This window comes from Streptomyces sp. W16 (assembly GCF_033194735.1).
In the GTDB taxonomy this organism is placed as follows: domain Bacteria; phylum Actinomycetota; class Actinomycetes; order Streptomycetales; family Streptomycetaceae; genus Streptomyces.
Genome location: NZ_JAWOAI010000019.1, coordinates 1 through 24,315, shown reverse-complemented (window position 1 = coordinate 24,315; position 24,315 = coordinate 1). Strand labels below are relative to the sequence as shown.

At 68.1% G+C, this 24,315-nt stretch carries 21 protein-coding genes and 1 pseudogene; 16 read left to right on the top strand and 6 right to left on the bottom strand.

Annotated features, from left to right (window positions below):
* Nucleotides 1-11 precede the first annotated feature (11 nt).
* Nucleotides 12-1,625: an MFS transporter gene (locus R6V09_RS04425; RefSeq protein WP_317880002.1), complete on the top strand. Its 1,614-nt coding sequence runs from the start codon at nucleotides 12-14 to the stop codon at nucleotides 1,623-1,625.
* 224 nt (nucleotides 1,626-1,849) lie between these two features.
* On the top strand, nucleotides 1,850-2,107 hold the full coding sequence (locus R6V09_RS04420) for a hypothetical protein (RefSeq protein WP_317880001.1): 258 nt from the start codon (nucleotides 1,850-1,852) through the stop codon (nucleotides 2,105-2,107).
* Here the strand turns inward: R6V09_RS04420 and R6V09_RS04415 are convergent.
* Together R6V09_RS04415 and aceE are read right to left on the bottom strand one after the other, a co-directional pair.
* Nucleotides 2,090-2,851, bottom strand: a complete 762-nt coding sequence (locus R6V09_RS04415; RefSeq protein WP_317880000.1) for a potassium channel family protein — start codon at nucleotides 2,849-2,851, stop codon at nucleotides 2,090-2,092. The two genes, R6V09_RS04420 and R6V09_RS04415, sit on opposite strands and share 18 nt — an antisense overlap.
* A 135-nt stretch (nucleotides 2,852-2,986) precedes the next feature.
* Nucleotides 2,987-5,734 (bottom strand): pyruvate dehydrogenase (acetyl-transferring), homodimeric type, encoded by a 2,748-nt coding sequence (aceE, locus tag R6V09_RS04410; RefSeq protein WP_317879999.1) that lies wholly within the window; start codon nucleotides 5,732-5,734, stop codon nucleotides 2,987-2,989.
* 369 nt (nucleotides 5,735-6,103) lie between these two features.
* On the opposite strand from aceE, the gene R6V09_RS04405 reads away from it, so the two are divergent.
* From R6V09_RS04405 to R6V09_RS04375, 7 genes are all read left to right on the top strand, one after another.
* On the top strand, nucleotides 6,104-6,541 hold the full coding sequence (locus R6V09_RS04405) for a DUF3052 domain-containing protein (protein ID WP_019060358.1): 438 nt from the start codon (nucleotides 6,104-6,106) through the stop codon (nucleotides 6,539-6,541).
* A gap of 141 nt (nucleotides 6,542-6,682) precedes the next feature.
* A complete protein-coding gene (locus R6V09_RS04400) occupies nucleotides 6,683-7,141 on the top strand; it encodes a peroxiredoxin (RefSeq protein ID WP_317880020.1) in 459 nt (152 codons plus the stop codon).
* 113 nt (nucleotides 7,142-7,254) lie between these two features.
* Nucleotides 7,255-7,830 (top strand): TerD family protein, encoded by a 576-nt coding sequence (locus R6V09_RS04395; protein ID WP_019060360.1) that lies wholly within the window; start codon nucleotides 7,255-7,257, stop codon nucleotides 7,828-7,830.
* Between the two features lie 143 nt (nucleotides 7,831-7,973).
* The gene (locus R6V09_RS04390; RefSeq protein ID WP_317879998.1) at nucleotides 7,974-8,549 is read left to right on the top strand and encodes a TerD family protein; all 576 of its coding nucleotides are present in this window, start codon (nucleotides 7,974-7,976) and stop codon (nucleotides 8,547-8,549) included.
* Between the two features lie 120 nt (nucleotides 8,550-8,669).
* Complete coding sequence (locus R6V09_RS04385; RefSeq protein WP_317879997.1) at nucleotides 8,670-8,861, top strand: hypothetical protein; 192 nt, start codon at nucleotides 8,670-8,672, stop codon at nucleotides 8,859-8,861.
* 150 nt (nucleotides 8,862-9,011) lie between these two features.
* The gene (locus tag R6V09_RS04380; protein ID WP_317879996.1) at nucleotides 9,012-10,157 is read left to right on the top strand and encodes a DUF475 domain-containing protein; all 1,146 of its coding nucleotides are present in this window, start codon (nucleotides 9,012-9,014) and stop codon (nucleotides 10,155-10,157) included.
* A gap of 122 nt (nucleotides 10,158-10,279) precedes the next feature.
* Complete coding sequence (locus tag R6V09_RS04375) at nucleotides 10,280-11,014, top strand: TerD family protein (protein ID WP_317880019.1); 735 nt, start codon at nucleotides 10,280-10,282, stop codon at nucleotides 11,012-11,014.
* Between the two features lie 109 nt (nucleotides 11,015-11,123).
* Here the strand turns inward: R6V09_RS04375 and R6V09_RS04370 are convergent, their stop codons facing one another.
* Nucleotides 11,124-11,897 carry a TerD family protein gene (locus tag R6V09_RS04370; protein WP_317879995.1) on the bottom strand — a complete coding sequence of 258 codons (774 nt, stop codon included), beginning with the start codon at nucleotides 11,895-11,897 and terminating at the stop codon, nucleotides 11,124-11,126.
* 176 nt (nucleotides 11,898-12,073) lie between these two features.
* Here R6V09_RS04370 and R6V09_RS04365 point away from each other — a divergent pair, with 176 nt between their 5' ends.
* The 4 genes from R6V09_RS04365 to R6V09_RS04350 all read left to right on the top strand — a co-directional run bounded on the left by R6V09_RS04365 (nucleotide 12,074) and on the right by R6V09_RS04350 (nucleotide 17,168).
* Entirely contained in the window at nucleotides 12,074-13,240 is a 1,167-nt protein-coding gene (locus tag R6V09_RS04365; protein ID WP_317879994.1) for an HpcH/HpaI aldolase/citrate lyase family protein, read from the top strand.
* 14 nt (nucleotides 13,241-13,254) lie between these two features.
* A complete protein-coding gene (locus R6V09_RS04360; RefSeq protein WP_317879993.1) occupies nucleotides 13,255-15,831 on the top strand; it encodes a phosphoribosyltransferase domain-containing protein in 2,577 nt (858 codons plus the stop codon).
* Nucleotides 15,831-16,646: an HAD family hydrolase gene (locus R6V09_RS04355; protein ID WP_317879992.1), complete on the top strand. Its 816-nt coding sequence runs from the start codon at nucleotides 15,831-15,833 to the stop codon at nucleotides 16,644-16,646. The genes R6V09_RS04360 and R6V09_RS04355 overlap by 1 nt, the downstream gene beginning before the upstream one ends.
* A gap of 156 nt (nucleotides 16,647-16,802) precedes the next feature.
* Nucleotides 16,803-17,168: a VOC family protein gene (locus R6V09_RS04350; RefSeq protein WP_442809969.1), complete on the top strand. Its 366-nt coding sequence runs from the start codon at nucleotides 16,803-16,805 to the stop codon at nucleotides 17,166-17,168.
* Nucleotides 17,169-17,280: 112 nt separating this feature from the next.
* Here the strand turns inward: R6V09_RS04350 and R6V09_RS04345 are convergent.
* Nucleotides 17,281-18,155, bottom strand: a protein-coding gene (locus R6V09_RS04345; protein ID WP_442809968.1) for an IS5 family transposase whose coding sequence is annotated in 2 segments (ribosomal slippage) — nucleotides 17,281-17,798 and nucleotides 17,798-18,155 — 876 coding nt in all. Because the reading frame shifts where the segments join, the coding sequence is not laid out codon by codon here.
* Between the two features lie 111 nt (nucleotides 18,156-18,266).
* Entirely contained in the window at nucleotides 18,267-18,482 is a 216-nt protein-coding gene (locus R6V09_RS04340) for an FmdB family zinc ribbon protein (protein WP_317879990.1), read from the bottom strand.
* Between the two features lie 298 nt (nucleotides 18,483-18,780).
* Between R6V09_RS04340 and R6V09_RS04335 the strand changes: the two genes are divergently transcribed.
* From R6V09_RS04335 to R6V09_RS04325, 3 genes are all read left to right on the top strand, one after another.
* Nucleotides 18,781-20,964 carry a transglycosylase domain-containing protein gene (locus tag R6V09_RS04335; protein WP_317880017.1) on the top strand — a complete coding sequence of 728 codons (2,184 nt, stop codon included), beginning with the start codon at nucleotides 18,781-18,783 and terminating at the stop codon, nucleotides 20,962-20,964.
* A 43-nt stretch (nucleotides 20,965-21,007) separates the two neighbouring features.
* Entirely contained in the window at nucleotides 21,008-22,288 is a 1,281-nt protein-coding gene (locus R6V09_RS04330; RefSeq protein ID WP_317879989.1) for a hypothetical protein, read from the top strand.
* Nucleotides 22,289-22,397: 109 nt separating this feature from the next.
* Complete coding sequence (locus R6V09_RS04325; RefSeq protein ID WP_317879988.1) at nucleotides 22,398-23,567, top strand: amidase domain-containing protein; 1,170 nt, start codon at nucleotides 22,398-22,400, stop codon at nucleotides 23,565-23,567.
* A gap of 29 nt (nucleotides 23,568-23,596) precedes the next feature.
* Here R6V09_RS04325 and R6V09_RS04320 read toward each other — a convergent pair.
* Nucleotides 23,597-24,315 (bottom strand): annotated as a pseudogene (locus tag R6V09_RS04320) (hypothetical protein); the annotation flags it as partial.

The window sequence follows — 24,315 nt, the reverse complement described above, 5'->3', positions numbered from 1 at the left end:
GCCTCGAACGCATGACTAGTCAGACCACCATCAGCGCGACGGGGCCGGGGGACAAGGCACCGGCCGCCCCGTCCGACCCGACGCCGTCCACGGGGCTGCGCGGCCACCCGTGGTTCACCCTCATAACCGTCGCCGTCGGCGTCATGATGGTGGCCCTCGACGGCACCATCGTCGCCATCGCCAACCCGGCCATCCAGAAGGACCTCGGCGCCAGCTTCGCCGACGTCCAGTGGATCACCAACGGCTACTTCCTCGCCCTCGCGGTCTCCCTCATCACCGCCGGCAAGCTCGGTGACCGCTTCGGCCACCGCCAGACCTTCCTGATCGGCGTGAGCGGCTTCGCCCTCGCGTCCGGCGCGATCGGGCTCTCGCACAGCATCGCGTTCGTCGTCACGTTCCGCGTGCTCCAGGGGCTGTTCGGCGCACTGCTGATGCCGGCCGCGCTCGGCCTGCTGCGGGCCACCTTCCCGGCCGAGAAGCTCAACATGGCCATCGGCCTGTGGGGCATGGTCATCGGCGCCTCCACCGCGGGCGGCCCGATCCTCGGCGGTGTCCTCGTCGAGCACGTCAACTGGCAGTCGGTGTTCTTCATCAACGTGCCGGTCGGCGCCATCGCGCTGGTTCTCGGCCTGCTGATCCTCCGCGACCACCGGGCAGAGAACGCGCCGCGCTCCTTCGACATCCTCGGCATCGCGCTGCTCTCCGGCGCGATGTTCTGCCTCGTCTGGGCCCTCATCAAGGCGCCGACCTGGGGCTGGGGCTCCGGCACGACCTGGACGTTCCTCGCCGTGTCCGTGCTGGGCTTCGCCCTGTTCGCCTTCTGGGAGCAGCGGGTGAAGGAACCCCTGATCCCGCTGGGCCTGTTCCGCTCGGTCCCGCTGTCCGCGGGCGTCGTCCTGATGGTCCTGATGGCGATCGCCTTCATGGGCGGCCTGTTCTTCGTGACGTTCTATCTGCAGAACGTGCACGGGATGAGCCCGATCGACGCCGGTCTCCACCTCCTCCCGCTCACCGGGATGATGATCGTCGGCTCCCCGCTGGCCGGCGCGGCGATCACCAAGCTCGGCCCGCGCATCCCGCTGGCCGGCGGCATGGCGGCCACCGCGATCGCCATGTACGGCATGTCCACCCTGGAGTCGGACACCAGCAGCGCCGTCATGTCGATCTGGTTCGCCCTGCTGGGCCTCGGCCTCGCCCCCGTGATGGTCGGCGCCACCGAGGTCATCGTCGGCAACGCGCCCATGGAGCTCTCCGGTGTCGCCGGCGGTCTCCAGCAGGCCGCGATGCAGATCGGCGGCAGCCTCGGTACGGCCGTCCTCGGCGCCGTCATGGCCTCCCGCGTCGACAGCGACCTGCCCGGCAACTGGACCGACGCGGGCCTGCCCAAGCTCACCCAGCCCCAGCTGGACGCGACCGCCGAAGCGGTCCAGGTCGGTGTCGCCCCGGTCGCCAAGGGCACCCCGGAGGCGATCGCCGCGAAGATCACGCAGGTCGCCCACGACACGTTCATCTCCGGCATGAGCCTGGCCTGCCTGGTCGCCGCCGGCGTAGCGGTGGTCGCGGTGTTCGTCGCGCTGCTGACCAAGCGCGGAGAGAACGCGGAGGCGGGCGCGGCCCATATCTAACCCTTGTTCAGCGGGAGTTCGCCTATCAGGGTGACTCGGCTAAAGATTCCTGGCGCCCGGTACGCGCCGCAGGTCACAGTAAGTCAAGTCCTCCGCAGGGCAGGGAGGACGGGGTGGTCTGCGGCGCGCTGCCGGAGGGGGGCAGCGCGCAAGCAGGCTTTTTTCGTGTGTACGGGGGTACTCGTCTGGTAACCCAATCGGCATGGAAGTCCAGGGAGTTGGCGATGACGGGCTCAGGCTCAGGACACGGAACACGCACCAGGCCGGACCGCGCGACGCTCGCCATTGTCGGAGTCGTCTGCGCGGTCGCGGGCTTCTTCCTGGCGGGGAACCTGGGGATCGTCCTCGGCCCGATCGCGGTGATCTGCGGCTGGCTGGCCATGGGCCGCAGGTGGACGGGCGGACGCCGAGCGATGGCGCTGGTGGCCCTGGTCCTGGGCGCGATCGACACGGTGGCGGCGGTTCTATGGACGTTCTTCTGAACCGGGGCTGACCAGGCTCGGCACCCCTGACAGCGCCGCCAACTCCGCCCGCAAGGCCCGCACTTCCTCCGTCAGCGCCTCGATGGCCTCGGTCTGCCGCCGCTCCTCCACGTCGTCCTTCTCGAACCGGGCGATGAACCAGGTGGCGATGTTCGCGGTGACGACACCGAGCAGCGCGATACCGGACAGCATCAGCCCGACGGCGATCATCCGCCCGAGCCCGGTGGTCGGCGCGTGGTCCCCGTACCCCACCGTCGTCATGGTCGTGAACGACCACCACACGGCGTCACCCAACGTCCGGATGTTCCCGTTGGGCGAGTCCCGCTCCACTGACAGCACCGCGAGCGACCCGAACATCAACAGCCCGACCACCGCGCCGGCGACATACGTCGTCAGCTGGATCTGCGAGGCCATCCGGGCCCGCCGCCCGACGAGTATCAGCGTCGACACCATGCGCAGCAGCCGCAGCGGCTGGAGTATCGGCAGCACGACCGCGCACAGATCCATCCAGTGCGTCCGCACGAACCGCCGCCGGTCCCGGGACATCGCGAGCCGCATCAGATAGTCGACGGCGAACGCCCCCCACACCACCCACTCGACCCCCGTGCACACCGCCGTCAGCGAATGACCGGCGGTGGTGTCCACGATCGGCACGGCATAGGCGACGGCGAACGCAACGGCGAGCGCCAGCAACGGCCGCTGAGTCCGCTGCTCCCAACGGGCTTGCGCCGATTGTTGCTTCATGCCCGCATCGTAGGGCGGCGGGATGCCCCTTAAAGGCGCCCCGAAGGGGCTTGCCTTTAAGGGGCGCGGGGCTGTGTCAATTTGCGGCTCCGCCGCGCGGGCGTGACCAGCCCCCACTGGCCGGCAGACGAAAAACTACGCGTCTCCTCCAGCAGCCCCAGGATCAGCCGAAGCAACATCCAGCAACTGATACCGATCGATCGCCTGCTTCAACACAGACCGATCAACCTTCCCCTCCCGAGCCAACTCCGTCAGCACAGCCACCACAATCGACTGCGCGTCAATGTGGAAGAACCGCCGAGCAGCCCCCCGAGTGTCCGCGAACCCGAACCCGTCAGCCCCCAACGACTGATAAGTCCCAGGCACCCACCGAGCGATCTGATCAGGAACCGACCGCATCCAGTCCGAAACAGCCACGAACGGCCCCTCCGCCCCGCTCAACTTCCGCGTGACATAAGGAACCTGCTGCTCCTCCTCGGGATGCAGCAAGTTGTGCCGCTCCACCTCGACCGCCTCGCGCCGCAACTCGTTCCAAGAGGTCGCGGACCACACATCGGCCCGCACGTTCCACTCCTCGGCGAGAATCCGCTGCGCCTCGATCGCCCACGGCACAGCCACACCCGACGCCATGATCTGCGCCGGAACCGTGCCCGAGGCACCCTGGCTGATCCGGTGGACGCCCTTGAGGATGCCCTCCACGTCGACGTCCGCCGGCTCGGCCGGGTGCTGGAGCGGCTCGTTGTAGACGGTGAGGTAGTAGAAGACGTCCTCCCCGTGCGGGTGTTCCGCGTCGGAGCCGTACATCCGCCGCAGCCCGTCCTGCACGATGTACGCGATCTCGTACGAGTACGCCGGGTCGTAGGCGACACAGCCCGGGTTGGTCGACGCCAGCAACTGCGAGTGTCCGTCCGCGTGTTGCAGACCCTCACCGGTCAGAGTCGTACGCCCGGCGGTCGCGCCCAGTACGAAACCGCGCGCCAACTGGTCGGCCATCTGCCAGAACTGGTCACCGGTGCGCTGGAAACCGAACATCGAGTAGAAGACGTAGACCGGGATGAGCGGCTCGCCGTGTGTCGCGTACGCCGAACCCGCCGCGATCAGCGAGGCCGTACAGCCCGCCTCCGAGATGCCGTCGTGCAGCATCTGCCCGGTCGGCGACTCCTTGTACGCGAGCAGCAGATCGCGGTCCACCGACTCGTACTGCTGGCCCAGCGGGTTGTAGATCTTCGCGCTCGGGAAGAACGAGTCCATGCCGAACGTGCGGTACTCGTCCGGCGCGATCAGCACGAACCGCTTGCCGATCTCCTTGTCCCGCATGAGGTCCTTCAGCAGCCGTACGAACGCCATGGTGGTGGCGATCGACTGCTGCCCTGACCCCTTCTTCACACTCGCGTACGTCTTGTCCTCGGGCAGCACCAGCGGCTTCGAGCGGACGACGCGGGTCGGGACGTAGCCGCCCAGCCCGTTGCGCCGGTCGTGCATGTACTGGATCTCCTCCGAGTTCCGGCCCGGGTGGTAGTACGGCGGCGCGCCGGACTCCAGCTCCTGGTCGGTGATCGGCAGGTGCAGCCGGTCGCGGAAGCCCTTGAGGTCGGCGACCGTCAGCTTCTTCATCTGGTGCGTGGCGTTGCGGCCCTCGAAGTTGGGGCCAAGCGTCCAGCCCTTGACGGTCTGGGCGAGCACGACGGTCGGCTGGCCCTTGTGCTCCTTGGCCGCCTCGAAGGCCGCGAACACCTTCCGGTGGTCGTGCCCGCCGCGCCCCAGGTGCAGGATCTGGTCGTCGGTCATGTTCTCGACCATCGCGCGCAGCCGGTGGTCGTGCCCGAAGAAGTGCTCGCGGATGTACGCGCCGGTCTCCGTGGCGTACGTCTGGAACTGGCCGTCCGGCGTGGTGTTGAGCTGGTTGACCAGCACGCCGTCCCGGTCCTGGGCCAGCAGCGGGTCCCAGGTGCGGTCCCAGACCAGCTTGATGACGTTCCAGCCGGCGCCCCGGAACTGCGACTCCAGCTCCTGGATGATCTTGCCGTTGCCGCGCACCGGGCCGTCGAGCCGCTGGAGGTTGCAGTTGACGACGAAGGTCAGGTTGTCCAGGCCCTCGCGCGCGGCGATCGACAGCTGGCCGAGCGACTCCGGCTCGTCCATCTCGCCGTCACCGAGGAACGCCCACACGTGTGACCTGGAGGTGTCCGCGATCCCGCGCGCCTCCATGTAGCGGTTCATCCGCGCCTGGAAGATCGCGCCGAGCGGGCCGAGGCCCATGGACACGGTCGGGAACTCCCAGAAGTCCGGCATCGACCGCGGGTGCGGATACGAGGAAAGCCCGTACGGCGCCTTCGACTTCTCCTGCCGGAACGCGTCGAGCTGCTGCTCGCTGAGCCGGTCCAGGAGGAACGCGCGGGCGTAGATGCCCGGCGAGGCGTGCCCCTGGAAGAAGATCTGGTCGCCGCCGTCGCCCTGGTCCTTGCCCCGGAAGAAGTGGTTGAAGCCCACGTCGTAGAGCGAGGCGGAGGACGCGAAGGTGGCGATGTGGCCGCCGACCCCGATACCGGGACGCTGGGCCCTGGACACCATCACGGCCGCGTTCCAGCGGGTGGCGTTCAGGATCTTGCGCTCGATCTCCTCGTTGCCGGGGAAGAACGGCTCGTCCTTGGTGGCGATGGTGTTGACGTAGTCCGTGCTGCGCATCTCGGGCACGGCCACGCGCTTCTCGCGGGCCCGCTCGATCAGCCGGAGCATCAGATAGCGGGCCCGCTCACGGCCGCGCTGGTCCACGGCGGCGTCGAGCGAGTCGAGCCACTCCTGGGTCTCTTCGGGATCGAAGTCAGGAACCTGACTCGGAAGGCCGCCAATGATGATCGGATTGCGATCGGATCCGGAAGCCACGCTGTTCCTTACGTGTCAGAGGGGAGAACGTGTCAGAGGGGGGAGCTGCACCGTTCCCCATGGTCTACCGCGGGGCGGCAATCGTCATCTCTACCGTGAGGTAACCGTGACTCGTTTAGCAAAGTCATTCGAGTCGCGTACCCTCGGAGGGTTCTCAAACGTGCAAACCGGGCAGAACGCTGTGGTGTACGTCACCAGCGGCCGCGATAGCGTGCCTGGAGTTGCGGCGACACGGCCAGGATCGTCACCGTTTCGGCGTTCCGAATCGCCGGGTACTTGCGCGATCCGGCCCGTCCGTGTGGACTACGGCCAATGCTTCGCGCACGCGCGATGCTGGACATTCATCAAGACATGATCAGGAGGCAACCCGTGAGCGCGACCGCGGACCACGCGGAGGAGCGGACGAACCCTGCCGTCAGGCTGGGGTTCCAGCCCGAGCAGGTGGTCCAGGAGATCGGCTACGACGACGACGTAGACCAGGAACTCCGCGAGGCCATTGAAGAAGTCATCGGCAGCGACCTGGTGGACGAGGACTACGACGACGTCGCCGATGCCGTGGTGCTGTGGTTCCGCGACGAGGACGGCGACCTGACCGACGTGCTGGTGGACGCCATCTCGTACGTCGAGGAGGGCGGCTCCATCCTGCTGCTGACGCCGAAGACCGGCCGTGACGGCTACGTCGAGCCGAGCGACATCTCGGAAGCCGCCACGACCGCGGGACTCTCCGCGGCCAAGAGCGTCAGCGTGGGCAAGGACTGGAGTGGCAGCCGGCTGGTGACGCCCAAGGCGGCCAAGTCCAAGAGGTAGTCCACGGAGGTACCTCGATCGTCGAACCCCGGACGGGCTGGCCACGCCAGCCCGTCCGTCCGCATGCGGTGATCGCTGCGTAGGGTGGTGGGCCCAGGGTGGTCTCACCCGAACAGCCCCACCGAAGGGATGCAGGACGAGATGGCGATCCAGGTCGGCGAAAAGGCCCCCGATTTCGAGCTCAAGGACAACCACGGCGCCACCGTGAAGCTCTCCGACTTCCGCGGCGACAAGAACGTGGTGCTGCTCTTCTACCCCTTCGCCTTCACCGGCGTCTGCACCGGCGAACTCTGCTCCCTGCGCGACAACCTGCCGCAGTTCACCGACCGCGACACCCAACTCCTCGCGGTCTCCAACGACTCCATCCACACCCTGCGCGTCTTCGCCGAGCAGGAGGGCCTGGAGTACCCGCTGCTCTCCGACTTCTGGCCGCACGGCAACACTTCGCGCGCGTACGGCGTCTTCGACGAGGACAAGGGTTGCGCCGTGCGCGGAACCTTCATCATCGACAAGGAGGGCGTCGTGCGCTGGACGGTCATCAACGGCCTGCCGGACGCGCGCGACCTGGGTGAGTACGTGAAGGCGCTCGACACCCTGTGATTGTTAGGTTCCAGGGCCTGCGAGGGCCGGGAACCCGTCACTAGGATCGAGACGTTGATCCGATACCGACGCACTACGGGGCATCCCCGCCCCTGGACACCAATGGAGGACTCGTGGGAGTCAGCCTCAGCAAGGGCGGCAACGTTTCACTGACCAAGGAGGCCCCGGGCCTGACCGCGGTCATCGTCGGTCTGGGGTGGGACGTCCGCACCACCACCGGTACCGACTTCGACCTCGACGCCAGCGCACTGCTGCTGAACAGCGCGGGCAAGGTCGCGAGCGACGCCAACTTCGTCTTCTTCAACAACCTCAAGAGCCCCGACGGCTCCGTCGAGCACACCGGTGACAACACCACCGGTGAGGGCGAGGGCGACGACGAGGCGATCAAGGTGAACCTCGCGGCGGTCCCGGCCGACGTCGACAAGATCACCTTCCCGGTCTCGATCTACGACGCCGAGAACCGCCAGCAGTCCTTCGGCCAGGTCCGCAACGCGTTCATCCGCGTGGTCAACCAGGCCGGCGGCGCCGAGATCGCCCGCTACGACCTCTCCGAGGACGCCTCGACCGAGACGGCCATGGTCTTCGGCGAGCTCTACCGCAACGGCGCGGAGTGGAAGTTCCGCGCCATCGGCCAGGGCTACGCCTCGGGCCTGCGCGGCATCGCCCAGGACTTCGGCGTCAACGTCTGACGTACGAAGTCCGAGGTACGGACGTCTGACGTACAAAGGCTTCACCGCCGGGCGCCGCACGGTTCGTGTGCGGCGCCCGGGGGTCCCCCGCTGGGGGGAGTGCAGGACAACCAAAGAAGCATCACCTCGGGGAGGACCAGCACATGGGCGTCACACTCGCCAAGGGGGGCAACGTCTCCCTGTCCAAGGCCGCACCGAACCTCACGAACGTACTGATCGGGCTCGGCTGGGACGCGCGTTCCACCACCGGAGCCGACTTCGACCTCGACGCCAGCGCGCTGCTGTGCAACGGCGGCCGGGTGCTCGGGGACGAGTGGTTCATCTTCTACAACCAGCTCAAGAGCCCGGACGGCTCGGTGGAGCACACCGGCGACAACCTCACCGGTGAGGGCGAGGGCGACGACGAGTCGATCCTGATCGACCTCTCCAAGGTGCCGGCCAACGTGGACAAGATCGTCTTCCCGGTCTCGATCCACGACGCCGACAACCGCGGCCAGACCTTCGGCCAGGTCAGCAACGCCTTCATCCGTGTGGTCAACCAGGCCGACGGCCAGGAACTCGCCCGCTACGACCTCTCCGAGGACGCCTCCACCGAGACGGCCATGATCTTCGGCGAGCTCTACCGCTACCAGGGCGAGTGGAAGTTCAGGGCGGTCGGACAGGGGTACGCGTCCGGGCTGCGGGGCATCGCCCTAGACTTCGGGGTCAACGTTTCGTAAGGGGCCACGCACGCAGGGTGGCCCGGCGTCGACGAGAGAGAGCCACCTGCTGCGCCTGGTAACGAGGCAGGTGGCTCTCTGGGAGCTCGCCGCCCTCGGAAGGACGGGAGTCCGTTCATTATGCCCAGCGAATCGCAGCAGCAGCAGCCCCCACAGCAGTACACCCAGCTGATCAACGCCTTCATGTACTGCGCCGCCCTGATCGCCGGTGTCGTCCTGGTCGTGGCCGGCCGTGCCACGCCCGTCGAAGCGTCCGGGTACGTCTCCCCGTTCCTCGTGATCTTCGAAGGAGTGAAGCCGCGTTCGCGTTGACGAGCCCCCGAGAGCTGCGGGTTTGCGGCTGGGACGGGCCACATGTCCCGATCGGCGCGGTCTCCCCTAGACTCAGTGCTCGACGTCAAATTTTAAGTAAAGCCGAGTGCGGCGCGGGGGAGACCCGTACACACAGGGATTGGGTAGCCAGTGCTTCTGAAAACCTTCGGCTGGTCGTTCGCGGTCACCGCGCTCGGCCTGGTCGCGGCGGCGTTCTACGGGGGGTGGGAAGCCTTCGGAATCGTGGCGATCCTGGCCGTCCTGGAGATCTCGCTGTCCTTCGACAACGCGGTGGTCAACGCCGGGATCCTGAAGAAGATGTCCGCCTTCTGGCAGAAGATCTTCCTCACGGTGGGCGTCCTGATCGCCGTCTTCGGCATGCGGCTGGTGTTCCCCGTCGTCATCGTCGCGGTCACCGCAAAGAAGAATCCGATCGACGCGGTCAACCTCGCCCTGACCGACAAGGACCAGTACCAGCAGCTGGTGACCGACGCCCACCCGGCGATCGCGGCCTTCGGTGGCATGTTCCTGCTGATGATCTTCCTCGACTTCATCTTCGAGGACCGGGACATCCAGTGGCTGCGCTGGATCGAGCGTCCGCTCGCCAAGCTCGGCAAGGTCGACATGCTGTCGGTCTGCATCGCGCTGATCGTCCTGCTGGTCACCTCGATGACCTTCGCGGTCCACGCCCACCAGCACGGCGGCGCCCACGCGGACAAGGCACAGACGGTCCTGATCTCCGGCATCGCGGGCCTGATCACGTACATGATCGTCGGCGGACTCTCCGGCTACTTCGAGGACAAGCTCGAAGAAGAGGAGGAGCGGGAGCACGAGGAGGAGGAAGAGGCCGCGCGCACCGGCAAGCAGCGCTCGGCGGTCGTCCTCGCCGGCCAGGCAGCCTTCTTCATGTTCCTCTACCTCGAAGTCCTGGACGCGTCCTTCTCCTTCGACGGAGTGATCGGCGCCTTCGCCATCACCAACGACATCGTCCTGATGGCGCTGGGCCTCGGCATCGGCGCGATGTACGTCCGATCCCTGACGGTCTACCTGGTCCGCCAGGGCACCCTGGACGACTACGTCTACCTGGAGCACGGCGCCCACTACGCGATCGGCGCCCTGGCCGTGATCCTCATGGTCACCATCCAGTACCAGATCAACGAGGTCATTACCGGCCTCGTCGGCGTCGTACTGATCGGCTGGTCCTTCTGGTCCTCGGTCCGCCGCAACAACGCCCTGGCGGAAGCCGAGGGAAAAGCCGGCTCGGACGAGAAGACTGAGGTCTCGTCCGGGGTGTGACAAGCTCCCTGGTAAGGGAACGCTCTGTTCGGGGCGGCAGACAGAGGACATGCCCTCGGTCCGCCGCCCCGACGGCTTTGTCATGCGGGACGCGGTACGTGGATGTGGACGTGGGGGCGGGAATGGGCTTCTTCGACGGAATCTGGCGGCGTGAGGTCGACTTCGACTCGGGCAGCGCGGCCAGCAACGCGATCGAACTGACCAAACGGCATCACCAGGTCTCGCTCACCAAGCAGGGCGCGGCCACCGGCAACCTGCGCGTCAACCTCACCTGGCGGATGCGGACCTCCGACATCGGCGGCCCCCAGCGGGACAGCCTGCTGCGCCACCCCTTCAAGGCGCTGAAGCCGCCCGAGGTCATGGGCCACAGCCAGAGCATGGTCAACGTCGACCTCGACCTCGGCTGCCTCTACGAACTCATGGACGGCACCAAGGGCGTCGTCCAGCCCCTCGGCGGCCTCCTCGGCGACGTCAACTCACCCCCGTACGTGAAACTCAGCGGCGACGACCGCTTCGGCTCCGCGTCCGGCGAGACGATGTACGTCAACCTCGATCACCGCGACCAGATCAAGCGCCTCCTGGTCTTCGTCTACATCTACGACCAGACCCCGGCCTTCGACCGCACCCACGCGATCGTCACCCTCTACCCCAGCAACGGCCCCCGCATCGAGATAGGCCTCGACGAACGCCACCCCCAGGCCCGCTCCTGCGCGGTCGTGATGATCGAGAACGTCAAGGGTGAGCTGGTGGTCCGCCGAGAGGTGAAGTTCGTCTACGGCTTCCAGGCGGAGCTGGACCGGTTGTACGGGTGGGGACTGCAGTGGGGGCGGGGCTACAAGACGAAGGTCGAGCGATAAGCGCCCTTCAGGGGCAGCGCCCCAAAGGGGCGCGGGGCAGTGTCGATATGCGGCTCCGCCGCGGGGCGCGCCCAGCCCCCACCGACCGGTACCCGAAAACCGCTCACCCTCAAATGAACTGCGGCCCCTGCGGCGGCAACCGAAAATCCGGATCCACCGCACTCCCCGCAGGCACCGGCTGCGGATACCCATACGTCCCGGCAGCAGCCGCAGGAGCCGCCTGCGGGTACCCGTACGCGGGCTGAGTCACCGGCTCCTGCGTCTGCGGATATCCGTACCCGGACTGCACAGGAACCGCCGGAGGCAACGGCTGCGAGGCCTCGGGGACGGCCGCGGCCTCCGACTCGTCGACCGTGATACCGAAGTCCATGGCCAGCCCCCGCAGACCGTTCGGGTAGCCCTCGCCGAGCGCCCGGAACTTCCAGCCCTCGCCGCGGCGGTACAGCTCGCCGCAGATCAGCACGGTCTCCTCGCCGGTCTCCGGCTTGATGTCGAAATACAGCAGCGGTTCACCCTCGGCGACGGCCGCGTCGTACAGCGTGATGCGCAGGCCCTTTACGCGGTCGAAGGTTTCGTCCTCCGCCGATGCGACCACCAGAATCCGGCTGACTTCGGGCTCGACACCGGCCAGATCTGTCTGGATCGTGTCGGTGGGGCCCTCGGCGACACGCTTCTTGCCGAGCCGCCAGACCTTCCCGGAGGGGTGCCGGGGCTGGTTGTAGAAGACGAAGTCCTCGTCGGAGCGCACCCGACCGGCGGGGCCGACGAGCAGCGCCGAGACATCGACGTCCGGGACCCCCGGCCCGGGCGTCCAGCGCAGCACGGCACGTACCGTGGTGGCCTCCAGCGGGACGTTCGACCCCTTCACCATCGCGTGCGTCATGCGGTCATCCTGCCCTCTCGGTCCTGGTCACGACAACGTGGGGGTTCGGACACCGACATGGCCGAGTTACCTGAAGTTCATGCCCGGCGGGAACCCCTGACATGGATTTGTACGTACTATTACCGGCCACCTATCGAAAACAATCACGAGTCACATCGTCACCACGGGGGAGCTTTATGCGTCATTTCGGGCACATTGCCCCTGAGGTACGGCAGCGTCTCTTCTTCCAGGAGCCGTGCGAGTTCGACGCGGACTCCCCGGCCCGGCTGCTCGCCGCCGCCCTCGGCGCCACGCTCTACAGTCCGGCCACCCGGCCCCGGCTCGCCGACGACATCGTCAAACTGGCCGGGCGCGGCGTCGTGTCGATGGTGCTGTGCCTGGAGGACTCGATCGGCGACGAGGACGTCCCGGCCGCCGAGGAGAACCTGGTCCAGCAGTTCACCGAGCTGGCCGCCCGCCCCGACGCGGAGCTTCCGCTGCTGTTCGTCCGGGTCCGGGTGCCCGAGCAGATCCCCGATCTCGTCCGCCGTATGGGCCCGGCCGTCAGACTCCTCTCCGGCTTCGTGATGCCGAAGTTCACCGAGGAACGCGGCATGCCCTTCCTGGAGGCGCTGGCCGCCGCGGAGGCGTCGAGCGGCCACCGGCTGTTCGGCATGCCGGTCCTGGAGTCGCCCGAGCTGCTCTACCGCGAGTCCCGGGTGGAGACCCTGGAGGGCATCTCCCGCGCGGTCGACAAGTACCGCGACCGCGTCCTCGCCCTGCGCCTGGGCGTGACGGACTTCTGCTCCTCCTACGGCCTCCGCAGGGCCTCCGACATGACGGCCTACGACGTCCAGATCGTCGCCTCCGTGATCGCCGACGTGGTGAACATGCTGGGGCGCGCCGACGGCACCGGCTTCACGGTGACCGGCCCGGTGTGGGAGTACTTCCGGGTCCAGGAGCGCATGTTCAAGCCGCAGCTGCGCCGCAGCCCCTTCCTGGAGGGCCAGGCGGAGGAGCTGCGCGAGGCGCTGATCGAGCACGCCATGGACGGGCTGCTGCGCGAGATCGCCCTCGACCAGGCCAACGGGCTGATGGGCAAGACCTGCATCCACCCCACGCACGTGCTGCCCGTGCACGCGCTGTCCGTGGTCAGCCACGAGGAGTTCTGCGACGCACAGGACATCCTGCGGCCGGAGCGGGGCGGCGGGGGCGTGCTGCGCTCGGCGTACACGAACAAGATGAACGAGGTGAAGCCGCACCGCGCCTGGGCCGAGCGGACGATGCTGCGCGCCGAGATCTTCGGCGTCGCACGCGAGGACGTCGGCTTCGTGGAGCTGCTCGCCGCCGGAATCCCCGGCTGAATCGCAAGGGACGCATGAACAAGGCAGTGAACGACGGGGTCTGGTCGGGCAGTTGGGTCGCGGAGCGACTCGGTGTCGAACTCCTCGGCGACCCCGAACTGACCGACCTCCTGGGCCTGGCCCTCCGCCGCAACCCCAAGCGGGCCCACCTCCTGGTGTCGAACGTGCTCGGCAAGCACGTCCCCCAGTCCCCGTCGATCGTCTACGGCTACGGCTTCACCCTGGGCCGCCGGGTGCGTGAACTCCTGGGCGCGGAGGAATCCGCCCGGGCGGTGGTCCTCGGTTACGCGGAGACGGCGACGGGCCTGGGCCACGCGGTGGCGGACGGCATCGCCGTCGCCCCCTACCTCCACTCCACCCGCCGCCCGGTCCCCGGCGTGGCCACGGCAGGGGGCTTCGAGGAGTCCCACTCCCACGCGACGTCCCACCTCCTGCTGCCGGAGGACCCCGAGCTGCTGGCCGGCGACGGCCCCTTGGTCCTGGTCGACGACGAGTTCTCGACGGGCAACACGGTCCTCAACACCATCCGCGACCTGCACGAGCGCTATCCGCGGGGGCGGTATGTGGTGGTCGCCCTGGTCGACATGCGCTCGGCGGCGGACGCGGGCCGGTTGGACGAGTTCGCGGCGGAGATAGGCGCGAGGGTGGACTTGGTGGCGGCGGCATCGGGCACGGTTCGCCTGCCGGCGGGGGTGCTGGAGAAAGGGCAGGAGTTGGTGGCGCGGTACGAGTCGGGGGGTGCCGGGGAGGGTAGTCGGTCGTCTGCGGCGCCGTCTGGGCCGGCCGCGCAGTTCCCCGCGCCCCTAAAAGACAAGGGCGTCGAAGCTGCCCCGAGCCTTGAAGCTGGCCCGAACCCCCACCCCCCAGGGGCGCGGGGAACTGCGCGACCAGCCCCCACCGGCCCGCAGCCGACCCACAACCGAATCACCCGAGTCGAACTCCGCTGGCCCCACAACCTCCCCGACGGCGGAAGACACGGCTTCACCCCCCAGCACCGAATACGCCTGGACCGCGCCCTCCCCGCAATGGCCGCCCGCCTCGCAGACGCCCTCCCGGAGGACTCGCACCGCGTACACATCCTCGGCTTCGAAGAGCTGATGTACGCCCCCCTGAGACTCGCCCGCGAACTGGAGCAGATCGTCGACGCCGACGTCACCTACTCCACCACCACCCGTTCCCCCGTCCTCGCGGTCGACGACCCCGGCTACGCGATCCGTACCCGCCTCACCTTCCCCGCCCACGACACCCCCGCCGACGGCCCGGGCGACCGCTACGCCTACAACATCGCCGGCGCCGGTTTCGACGCCGTCGTCGCGGTCGTCGACTCCCGCGCGGACACCCCCGAACTGCACGGCCTGCTCGACCAGTTGGCCGCACACACCCCGCACGTCGTCCTCGCGGTGGTCCCCTCGTACGTCCCCGAAAGGCCCCCCATGCTGCCCGAGCCCCTCCGCGGCCCCGCCTTCTCCTCGTACGCGCCGGAAGAGGTCGGCTGGCTGCTCCAGGACCTCTCGGACGTGACGCTGGAGGCGCCGGTCGAGGAGCGCGAGGAGGCCATCCAGAGCGGCGGGGCGCACTACGCGGAGTCGCTGCCGGTGGAGTACCAGCCGAGCGAGCAGTACCAGGAGCTGTTCCACACCGCCCTGGACGAGGCGGCCGGTCGGCTCGCGCTGGCCGTGGGGGCGGTCACCGAACTGGTCCTCGCCGAGCGCTCACCGCACCCCGTGCTCGTCTCGCTCGCCCGCGCCGGGACCCCCGTGGGCGTCCTGATGCGCCGCTGGGCCCAGTACCGCCACGGTCTCGACCTGCCGCACTACGCCGTGTCGATCGTGCGCGGTCGCGGTATCGACGCCAACGCGCTGCGCTATCTCGCCGCCCATCACGACCCCGCCGACGTCGTGTTCGTCGACGGCTGGACCGGCAAGGGCGCCATCACCCGCGAACTCACCGAGGCCATCAGGGAGTTCGAGGAGTCCGACGGCATCACCGGCTTCGACCCGGAGATCGCCGTACTGGCCGACCCCGGCTCCTGCGTGAAGACGTACGGCACCCGGGAGGACTTCCTCATCCCCTCCGCCTGCCTCAACTCGACCGTGTCGGGGCTGATTTCACGTACGGTGCTGCGCTCGGACCTGGTCGGCCCGCACGACTTCCACGGCGCGAAGTTCTACCGCGAACTCGCCGGCGTGGACGTCTCGGTGGACTTCCTGGACGCCGTGGCCGCACGCTTCCCGGAGGTCACGGACGCCGTGGCGACACTCGCCAAGGAACTGCTGGCCGCCGACCGCACCCCAACCTGGGAGGGCTGGGCGGCAGTTGAGCGGATCAGCGAGGAGTACGGCATCCACGACGTGAACCTCGTCAAGCCCGGCGTGGGGGAGACCACCCGGGTGCTGCTGCGCCGGGTGCCCTGGAAGATCCTCGCGCGGGCCGGTGCGGGCGCCGACCTCGACCACGTCAGGCTGCTCGCCGAGCAGAGGGGCGTACCCGTCGAGGAGGTGGCCGAACTGCCGTACACCTGCGTGGGGTTGATCCACCCCAAGTACACGCGCGGTGCGACCGGTGCCGACGGCAAGGCGGTGGCGGTCTGATGCCGGTACTCGTCGCAAGCGATCTCGACCGTACGCTCATCTACTCCTCGGCCGCCCTCGCCCTGACCATGCCGGACGCGCGGGCGCCCCGGCTGCTCTGCGTGGAGGTGCACGAGAGCAAGCCGCTGTCCTTCATGACGGAGACGTCGGCCGAACTGCTTACCGAACTCGGTGACGCGGCCGTGTTCGTGCCGACCACCACTCGCACCCGCAAGCAGTACCAGCGCATCAGCCTGCCCGGCCTGGAGCCGAAGTTCGCGATCTGTGCCAACGGCGGGCATCTGCTCGTGGACGGCGCGACCGACGAGGACTGGCACGCCGGGGTGCAGGCGAAGCTGGCCGCCGAGTGCGCTCCGCTGGAGGAGGTGCGGCAGTACCTCGCCGACTCCGCCGACCCGGCCTGGGTGCGCAAGCACCGCGTCGCTGAGGACCTCTTCGCCTACCTCGTCGTCGAGCGCGAGCTGCTCCCCGAGGAGTGGGTGAAGGAGCTCGCGGTATGGGCGGAGAACCGCGGCTGGACGGTCTCCCTGCAGGGCCGCAAGATCTACGCCGTACCGAAGCCACTCACCAAGAGCGCGGCCATGCGAGAGGTGGCCCACAGAACTGGTGCCGACCTCACCCTCGCAGCAGGCGACTCCCTCCTGGACGCCGACCTGCTGCTGGCGGCTGACAGAGGCTGGCGCCCAGGCCACGGCGAACTGGCAGACGAGGCTTGGACGGCCCCACAGGTCACGGCCCTACCTGAGCGGGGGGTCGTGGCGGGCGAGCGCATCCTGCGGGAGTTCTTGCGAGCGACGCACCCGACAACCCCCTAGGGCGTGTATCGAAAGCGCCGGTCACAGCCACCCGTTGCTCTGAGGCAGGGGTAAACCGCTACTTCAGCGGTGGATGTGGCGAGTACGGTGTGGCTGTGGCCGGTGATCGCGTGCAGCGGCGGTCACGGAGACAGACGCGCGGACGCGAAGGAGCGAATGGTGCCAGGCGCTGTACTGCGAGGGGTGACTCTGGACTGTGCCGACCCGCAGACGCTGGCGGGCTTCTACGGTGCACTGACCGGGATGCGCGAACTCTTCAGTACGGACGAGTTCGTCGCTCTGACGGACGGCTCCGGCTGTGATCTGGGGTTCCAGAGGGTTGACGGGTACCGGGCTCCGCAGTGGCCGGGTCAGGACGTGCCACAACAGTTCCACCTGGATTTCCGCGCTGACGACCTCGATGCGATGGAAGAGCTGGCCCTGGAACTCGGCGCGGCCAAACCGGACCATCAGCCCGGCGACGGACGCTGGCGGGTACTCCTGGATCCGGCTGGCCACCCCTTCTGCCTGACGTCTTCCTGACATCACCGGCGTTGACAGGTATCCCCCGTCAGACGCCGTAGCGCTCAGGCTTGGGCGAGCGGTTTATCAGCTGCTGGCCGCCTCGGAGAGGGCATGGCGTCAGATGTGCTGGTCACAGCCACTCGTTGATGGCCGCTACCAGGGCGGTTGCCTCGTAGCGGACCGCGAGCTTGTCGTACCTCGTGGCCACGGCACGGTGCCTTTTGAGGCGATTGATGCCGCACTCGACCGCGTGCCGAGCCTTGTAGTCCTCCGGGTCGAACTTCGGCGGACGGCCGCCGCGGGAGCCGCCTTTCCTTCGGTTGCGGGCCTGGTCGGCCTTGTCCGGGATGGTGCAGCGAATGCCACGTCTGCGCAGGTAGGCGCGGTTCTTCCGGGAGGCGTACGCCTTATCAGCGCGCACCCGCCTCGGCCGGGTGCGCGGTCGGCCGGACCCCAGCCGGGGCACCCTGATGCGGCCCAGGACAACCTCGAACTGCGGGGAGTCCCCGCGCTGCCCGGCGGTGATCACGATGGACATGGGCTTTTGCCCCTGCTCGACGGCGAGGTGCAGCTTGCTGGTCAGGCCGCCGCGCGAGCGTCCGAGGCCGTGGTCGTCGGGCTCGACTGCGACACCGCCGGGCGGCTCCTTCTGCAGGTCCCCCTTTTCCTCGCTCCGGCGGCGTGCTGGTGGGCCCGGCAGACGGTGGAGTCGACGTTGAGGTCCCAGGTGATCAGGTCCTTGGCATCGGCCCGGGCCTGGAGTTCGGTGAAGATGCGCTGCCAGGTGCCGTTGCGCTGCCAGCGGCGGAACAGGTCGTACGCCCGGCCCCACGGCCCGTACTCGGCGGGCATGTCCCGCCACGGGATGCCGGTACGAACCCGGAACCGTATGCCGTCGATCAGCTGCCGCCGGGTCCATATCGGTGGCCGGCCGGGCTTCTTGCCCGTCGGCAACAGCAGCTCCAGCACGGCCCATTGCCCGTCCGTCAGATCTCCACGCGCCACGAATCAAGATCATCTCACGCCCAAGATCCACTTTCGACACAGGCCCTAGGGGCGCGGGGAACTGCGCGACCAGCCCCCACGCACCCGCACCCAACAACGCACCGGGCTCACCTAGCCACAGCAGCCCCCACCACAACAACCACCGCCCCCTCCGCCCGCTGCAGGCGAGGGGGCGGACTTCGTCCCGCCCACCGCCACCGTCGACAGCAGCTTCACCGTGTCGTCATGCCCGGAGGGGCAGTCCGCCGGCGCGGAGGACTCCGCCATCGGCCGGCTCAGTTCGAACGTCGATCCGCAGGTGCGGCAGCGGTACTCATAGCGAGGCATGGCCTCAGGCTAACGCCGCTCTGACATGAGTACGGCACCTTCTTTTTTCATGAAGGTTTCGGCTGTGTCCTGTTCTGTCGTTTTCTTATATGGAGAACTTGCGAAGACCACTGGTAATTTGAGTTCGCCGCGTGACCTGTGAGGCCGGGGGGAACCGGGATTTGCAGCCGCGTCCACGGCAACCTTGTAAGACCCTCGTACGTCTGTGCGTCTGCCTGTGCGAGCAATACGGAGTGCGGAGGGAGACGTCGTGACCCATGAGGGGGAGGGGGAGCAACCTCAGCGGCCGGACGAGACCATGCAGCTGAAGCTCCCCGCCGGGTTCAGGGCGGACGAGACCATGCAGTTGCGGTTGTCCGACCTGGGGACACCGGAGGCACCCGAGATACCCGAGGGGGAGGCGAAGCCGGCCCGGCGCCGGGGACACAAGACCCCCCGCCCGTCCCTCCGCACCCGTCTCTCCCGCCTCGCCGCCGCCCTGGGCCCCCGCTTCGCTCCCCTCATCGCCCGCCTCGCCCCGGTCGTGATCTTCCTCACGCCGTACGTCCGCAAGATGCGCCCGCAGTACCCGCGCCCGGGCCGTACCGACTGGCGCCGCTGGATACCCTCCTGGCGGCAGTGGCTGGGGGGTGTGGCCGCCTCCATCGGGCTCAGCGGTCTGTTCCTGGTCGTCGCCTACGCGACCACCGACATCCCCTCGGACCTCAACACGTACGCCACCCAGCAGGACAACGTGTACTTCTGGTCCGACGGCACGCCCATGGCCCGTACCGGCTGGGTGCAGCGGCAGGCGATGCCGCTGAAAGACATCCCGACCGACGTCCGCTGGGCGGTGCTCGCCGCCGAGAACGAGAGTTTCTACAGCGACCCCGGCATCTCCATGAAGGGCATCGCCCGCGCCCTCTACCGCACGGTCGGCGAGGGTGACACCGAGGGCGGCTCGACGATCACCCAGCAGTACGTCAAGAACGTCTATCTGACCCAGAACCAGACGGTGAGCCGCAAGTTCACCGAGGCGATGATCTCCCTCAAGCTCGACAACAAGATGAGCAAGGACAAGATCCTTGAGGGCTATCTCAACACCAGCTGGTTCGGCCGCGGTACCTACGGCCTGCAGCGTGCCTCCCAGGCCTACTACGGCAAGGACGTCAGCCAGCTCAACGCGAGCCAAGGCGCCTTCCTCGCCTCGCTGTTGAAGGGCGCGGGCCTCTACGACCCGACGCTCAGCAAGGCCAACCACGCCCGGGCGGTGGCCCGTTGGTCCTGGATCCTGGACCGCATGGTGAAGATCGGCAAGCTGTCGCCGGCCGAGCGTGCCAAGTACAAGACTTTCCCCGAGCCGCTCAAGCAGTCGAAGACCTACGACACCGGAAAGCAGAGCGACTACCTGGTCGAACTGGCCACGCAGTACGCGAAGAAGACCGCGCACATCTCGGACAAGGACTTCGACCTCGGCGGCTACCAGATCTACACGACCTTCGACCGCGACCGTGAGACCGAGCTGACGGACGCCGTGAACAAGGCCCGCAAGGACGCGGTCGAGCAGGACCCAGCCAAGGCGAAGACCGCGCACTACGGCGCCTCCTCGGTGGCCTCCGACGGCCGGGTCCTGGCCGTCTACGGCGGTCCTGACCACCGTACGCAGGGCTACAACGACTCCAACTCCACGACCGTCCCTGCGGGTTCGGCCTTCGAGCCGTTCGTCTACGCCGCCGGCCTGGAACACGGGGTCGTCAAGACGCGCGGCGAACCGGCGACCCCGGTCACCCCGGACACGCTGTACAACGGGAACGACGGCGTGCCGGTGACCACACCGGAGGGGCCGTACTGGGACCGCAGCGGCAAGAAGGTCTCCGCGCACAACGAGGGCAAGAAGTCCTACGGGCAGATCAGTCTGCGCCAGGCCCTCGCCCAGTCCGTGAACACACCGTTCATGCAGCTCGGCATGGACACCGGCCTGCTGAACGTGAGAAAGACGGCCGAGGCTGCCGGACTGCTCTCCTCCAGTTTCGGGGCGCAGGTACCCGCGCTGTCCCTGGGCAACGCCACGCCCAGCGCACTGCGGATGGCGAGCGCGTACGGCACGTTCGACGCCGGGGGCGTCCACACCGAGCCGTACTCGGTCCGCCGTATCACCCGCAACGGTGCCGCGGTCGTGCTGGAGCGGCCGGAGCCGAACCGGGCGATGAGCAAGACCACCGCGCGTGAGGTGACGGAGGCGCTCACGGACTCCTTCGGCCTCGCGCATCCCCTCGCCGCCAAGACCGCCGGGGCCGAGGTGGCGGGCAAGACCGGCACCACCCAGGACGACACCGCCGCCTGGTACGTCGGCACCGCCAAGTCCGTGTCGACCGCCGTCGTCGTCTACCGCATCGACCTGAGCAAGAGCCTCGAACCCCTGCCGCTGAAAGGAATCTCCGGCACCCCAGTCACCGACGTCCCCTACGGCATCTGGTCGAGAGCCATGACCTCGCTCGGCTGACCACCGCAGCGCAACCGCCACCTCCTCGCAGAATGAGCCGCCCATGAAGCCTCGGACGAAGGCACCGTCCGGCCGCCGCCGCAGAGCCCCTGAGCCGCGTCGGCGTACCCCCAAGCCGGGGTTCCTCACCCTGGCCGTGTTCCTTGTCGTCGCCTCGCTGGTGACCGGGTATCTGGCGCTGAACCGGGACAACACGGCGCCCACCGCGTCGGCCGGGAAGAACGCCTCGCCCAAGTCGACCAAGGAACCCGTCTGGGACGGCAAGACGAAGGTGCTGGGGGACGGCTCGACCTCGTACACGGGGCCGCAGAAGGACCAGTTGAAGGCCGTACCGCTCAAGCCCGGTGAGAAACCACCCCAGTTCGTCGTCTTCTCCTGGGACGGGGCCCTGCAGGGGGACGACAAACTCTTCTCGCACTACCGGGAGATGGCCAAGGAGTACAACGCCCACATGACCTTCTTCCTCACGGGCATCTACCTGCTGCCCAAGAGCAAGAGGGACCTGTACCACCCGCCCATGCACCCGGTGGGCTCCGCCGCCATCGACTTCCCCACCGACCAGCACATCCGCGACACCCTGGAGCAACTCCGCCTGGCCTACGAGCAGGGCAACGACATCGGCACCCACTTCAACGGCCACTTCTGCGAGGCCAAGGGCGGCGGTGACTGGAGCGTCGCGCAGTGGAAGAGCGAGATCGACCAGTTCTTCTCCTTCGTCGAGAACTGGAAGACCAACACCGGCTACACCGACATCCCGGCCCTGCCCTTCGACTTCAAGAAGGAGGTCGTCGGCGGCCGTGCCCCCTGCCTTGAGGGCCAGCCCAACCTCCTGAAGGCGCTGAAGGGTTACGGCTGGCGCTACGACGCCAGTTCCCCGGGCGACTTCCAGATATGGCCCACCAAGAAGGACGGCCTCTGGGACTTCCCGCTCGAACTGCTCCCCTACGGGGACAACATCCAGGCCCTGTCGATGGACTTCAACTTCCTCTACAACCAGTCCAACGGCGCCACCCAGGGCGACCCCTCGAAGTACGCCGACTGGGAACAGAAGACCATCGACTCGTACATGGCCGGCTTCAACCGGGTCTACTACGGCAGCCGGGCGCCCCTGTTCATCGGCAACCACTTCGAGAACTGGAACGGCAGCATCTACATGAAGGCGATCGACACGATCATCCCGAAGATCTGCACCAAGAAGGGCGTCAAGTGCGTGTCCTTCAAGGAGCTTTCGGACTGGATGGATGTGCAGTCGCCGCAGACTTTGCAGCAGTTGCGCAGTCTGGACCCGGCGCAGTCGCCGGACTGGTCCACGGTGGTCAAGTGACCTGTTGCGACTGGTGAACTCACCAACCGCAACCCCCTTCACAGGAGCCACACATGGCGTGCGAAGATGCCCTCGCCCGGTAGGCGTACCGGCGTAGAGGGGAACACCATTGAAATCCAGAAAACTGAGCCGTAGCCGGAGCCGCACGGCCATAGTCACGGCGGCGGCCGCCTCGGTCGTCGCCGGCGTCGCCCTCGTGCCCAACTGGAGTGCGGGCGCGGCCGTAGTGAACGACCCGACCGTGGACGCCTCGACCAAGGCGACCTTCCAGAAGCTGGCCGACGCGGTCTTCACCGACCGCACCCAGGCCCTCGTCCACGGGGCGACCACGAAGCAGAGCACCTCGCGCTTCGCCGGCGACGTCCGTCTCTCCAGCACCCGGGCGCGTGACGAGAAGTCCGCGCTGAGCGAGCTGAGGGGCCGCCAGAGCAGCATCGCGAAGCTCGGCGAGACGTACAGCGCCGGCAACACCAAGGTCACGCTCGACGCGACCCGGGTCACCGGCCGTACCGCCAAGGCCGACGTCACCGAGACGACCACGCTGACGTACGCGAAGGCCACCGGCGGCGCACCGAAGACCACCGGCTTCCAGGCCCACCACGAGTTGACCTTCAAGGCCGACCAGCAGGGCACCTGGCAGCTGTCGAACATCCAGGACACCGACACCGGTGGCCTCGCCGTCAACACGCTGTCCAAGCCCGCGGTCAAGGCGCCCGCCCCGGCCCCCGACGACGGCAACACCACGCCGGACGCACCGCGCGCGGCCACCACCCGCAACCCGGTGGCAGTGCCGAAGACGAGCACGGCGTACGACTACAAGGCGATGGCGACCTACGCCGAGAAGTACTGGAACGTGTACAACACCGCCTACCCGGACTACAACGGCCACGCGGACGGCGGCGACTGCACCAACTTCGTCAGCCAGTCCCTGAAGGCCGGCGGCTGGAAGCACGTCCCGGGCTACACGTACGACTACACGAAGTGGTTCGGCACCGCCGACATCCAGTCGGACTCCTTCGTCGGCGTCAACGAATGGTCCTGGTTCGCCCAGAACTCCAAGCGGACCACCCCGCTCGCCAACGTCTACCAGGCGGAGGTCGGTGACGTCATCCAGGTGGACTTCGACCGGGACGGCGCGAAGGACCACACGATGATCGTGACGTACAAGGCCAACGGCATCCCGTACGTCACCTACCACTCGAACAACACCTACCGCAGGTCGCTGTCGAGCCTCATCGCGTCGTACCCGAACGCGTACTACTACGCCTACCGCACCTGAGCCTCGCAGGTCGGCACCCGCCGCCGGGCTCAGTGCCCGGCGGCGGTCCCGCGCTCCTCGCGGATCTGGCCGACCACCCGCGCCACGGACTGCCGTACGGCCTCCGTCTCCGTCAGGAAGTGCCAGTAGTCCGGGTGGCGGCCCTCCAGCGTGGCGACCGCGCGGTCGAGGCGGCCGACGGCGTCGTCGAGCGGACGGGCGTGCCGCGGCTCGGGCGTGGTCCGTCCCGACATGGCCAGGCGCTGGGCGTCCCGGATCGCGAAGCGGGTGCGGTCGATCTCCTGCTGGGGGTCCTTCTGTACGGCGTTCAGCCGCCGCAGCCGGTCACCGGCGGCCGACACGGCCTCGTCGGTGGTGTTCAGCAGCGCCCGTACCGTCGACAGCAGTGACGTGGCGTCCGGCCAGCGCTGCGCGTCCCGCGCGGCCTGCGCCTCCTTCAGCTTCAGCTCGGCCTGCCGTACGTTCTCGCCGGCCTGGTCGGGCACGTGCTGGAGGTCCTGCCAGCAGGCGGCCGAGAACCGCCGCCGCAGCTCGCTCAGCACCGGGTCGACCTGCCCCGCGCGAGTGGTCAGCGCCTGTGCGCGGGTCCGCAGCGAGACGAGCCGGTGGTCGATCTCGGCGGCCCGCTCCGGCAGCCCGTCGGCCTCGGCCCTGATGGCCTCCGCCTCCCGGGCGACCTGTGTCGCCCGCTCCAGCGTCTGCGGCACGCCGTGCTGCCCCGCGCCCTGGTTCAGCTTCGTCAACTCCG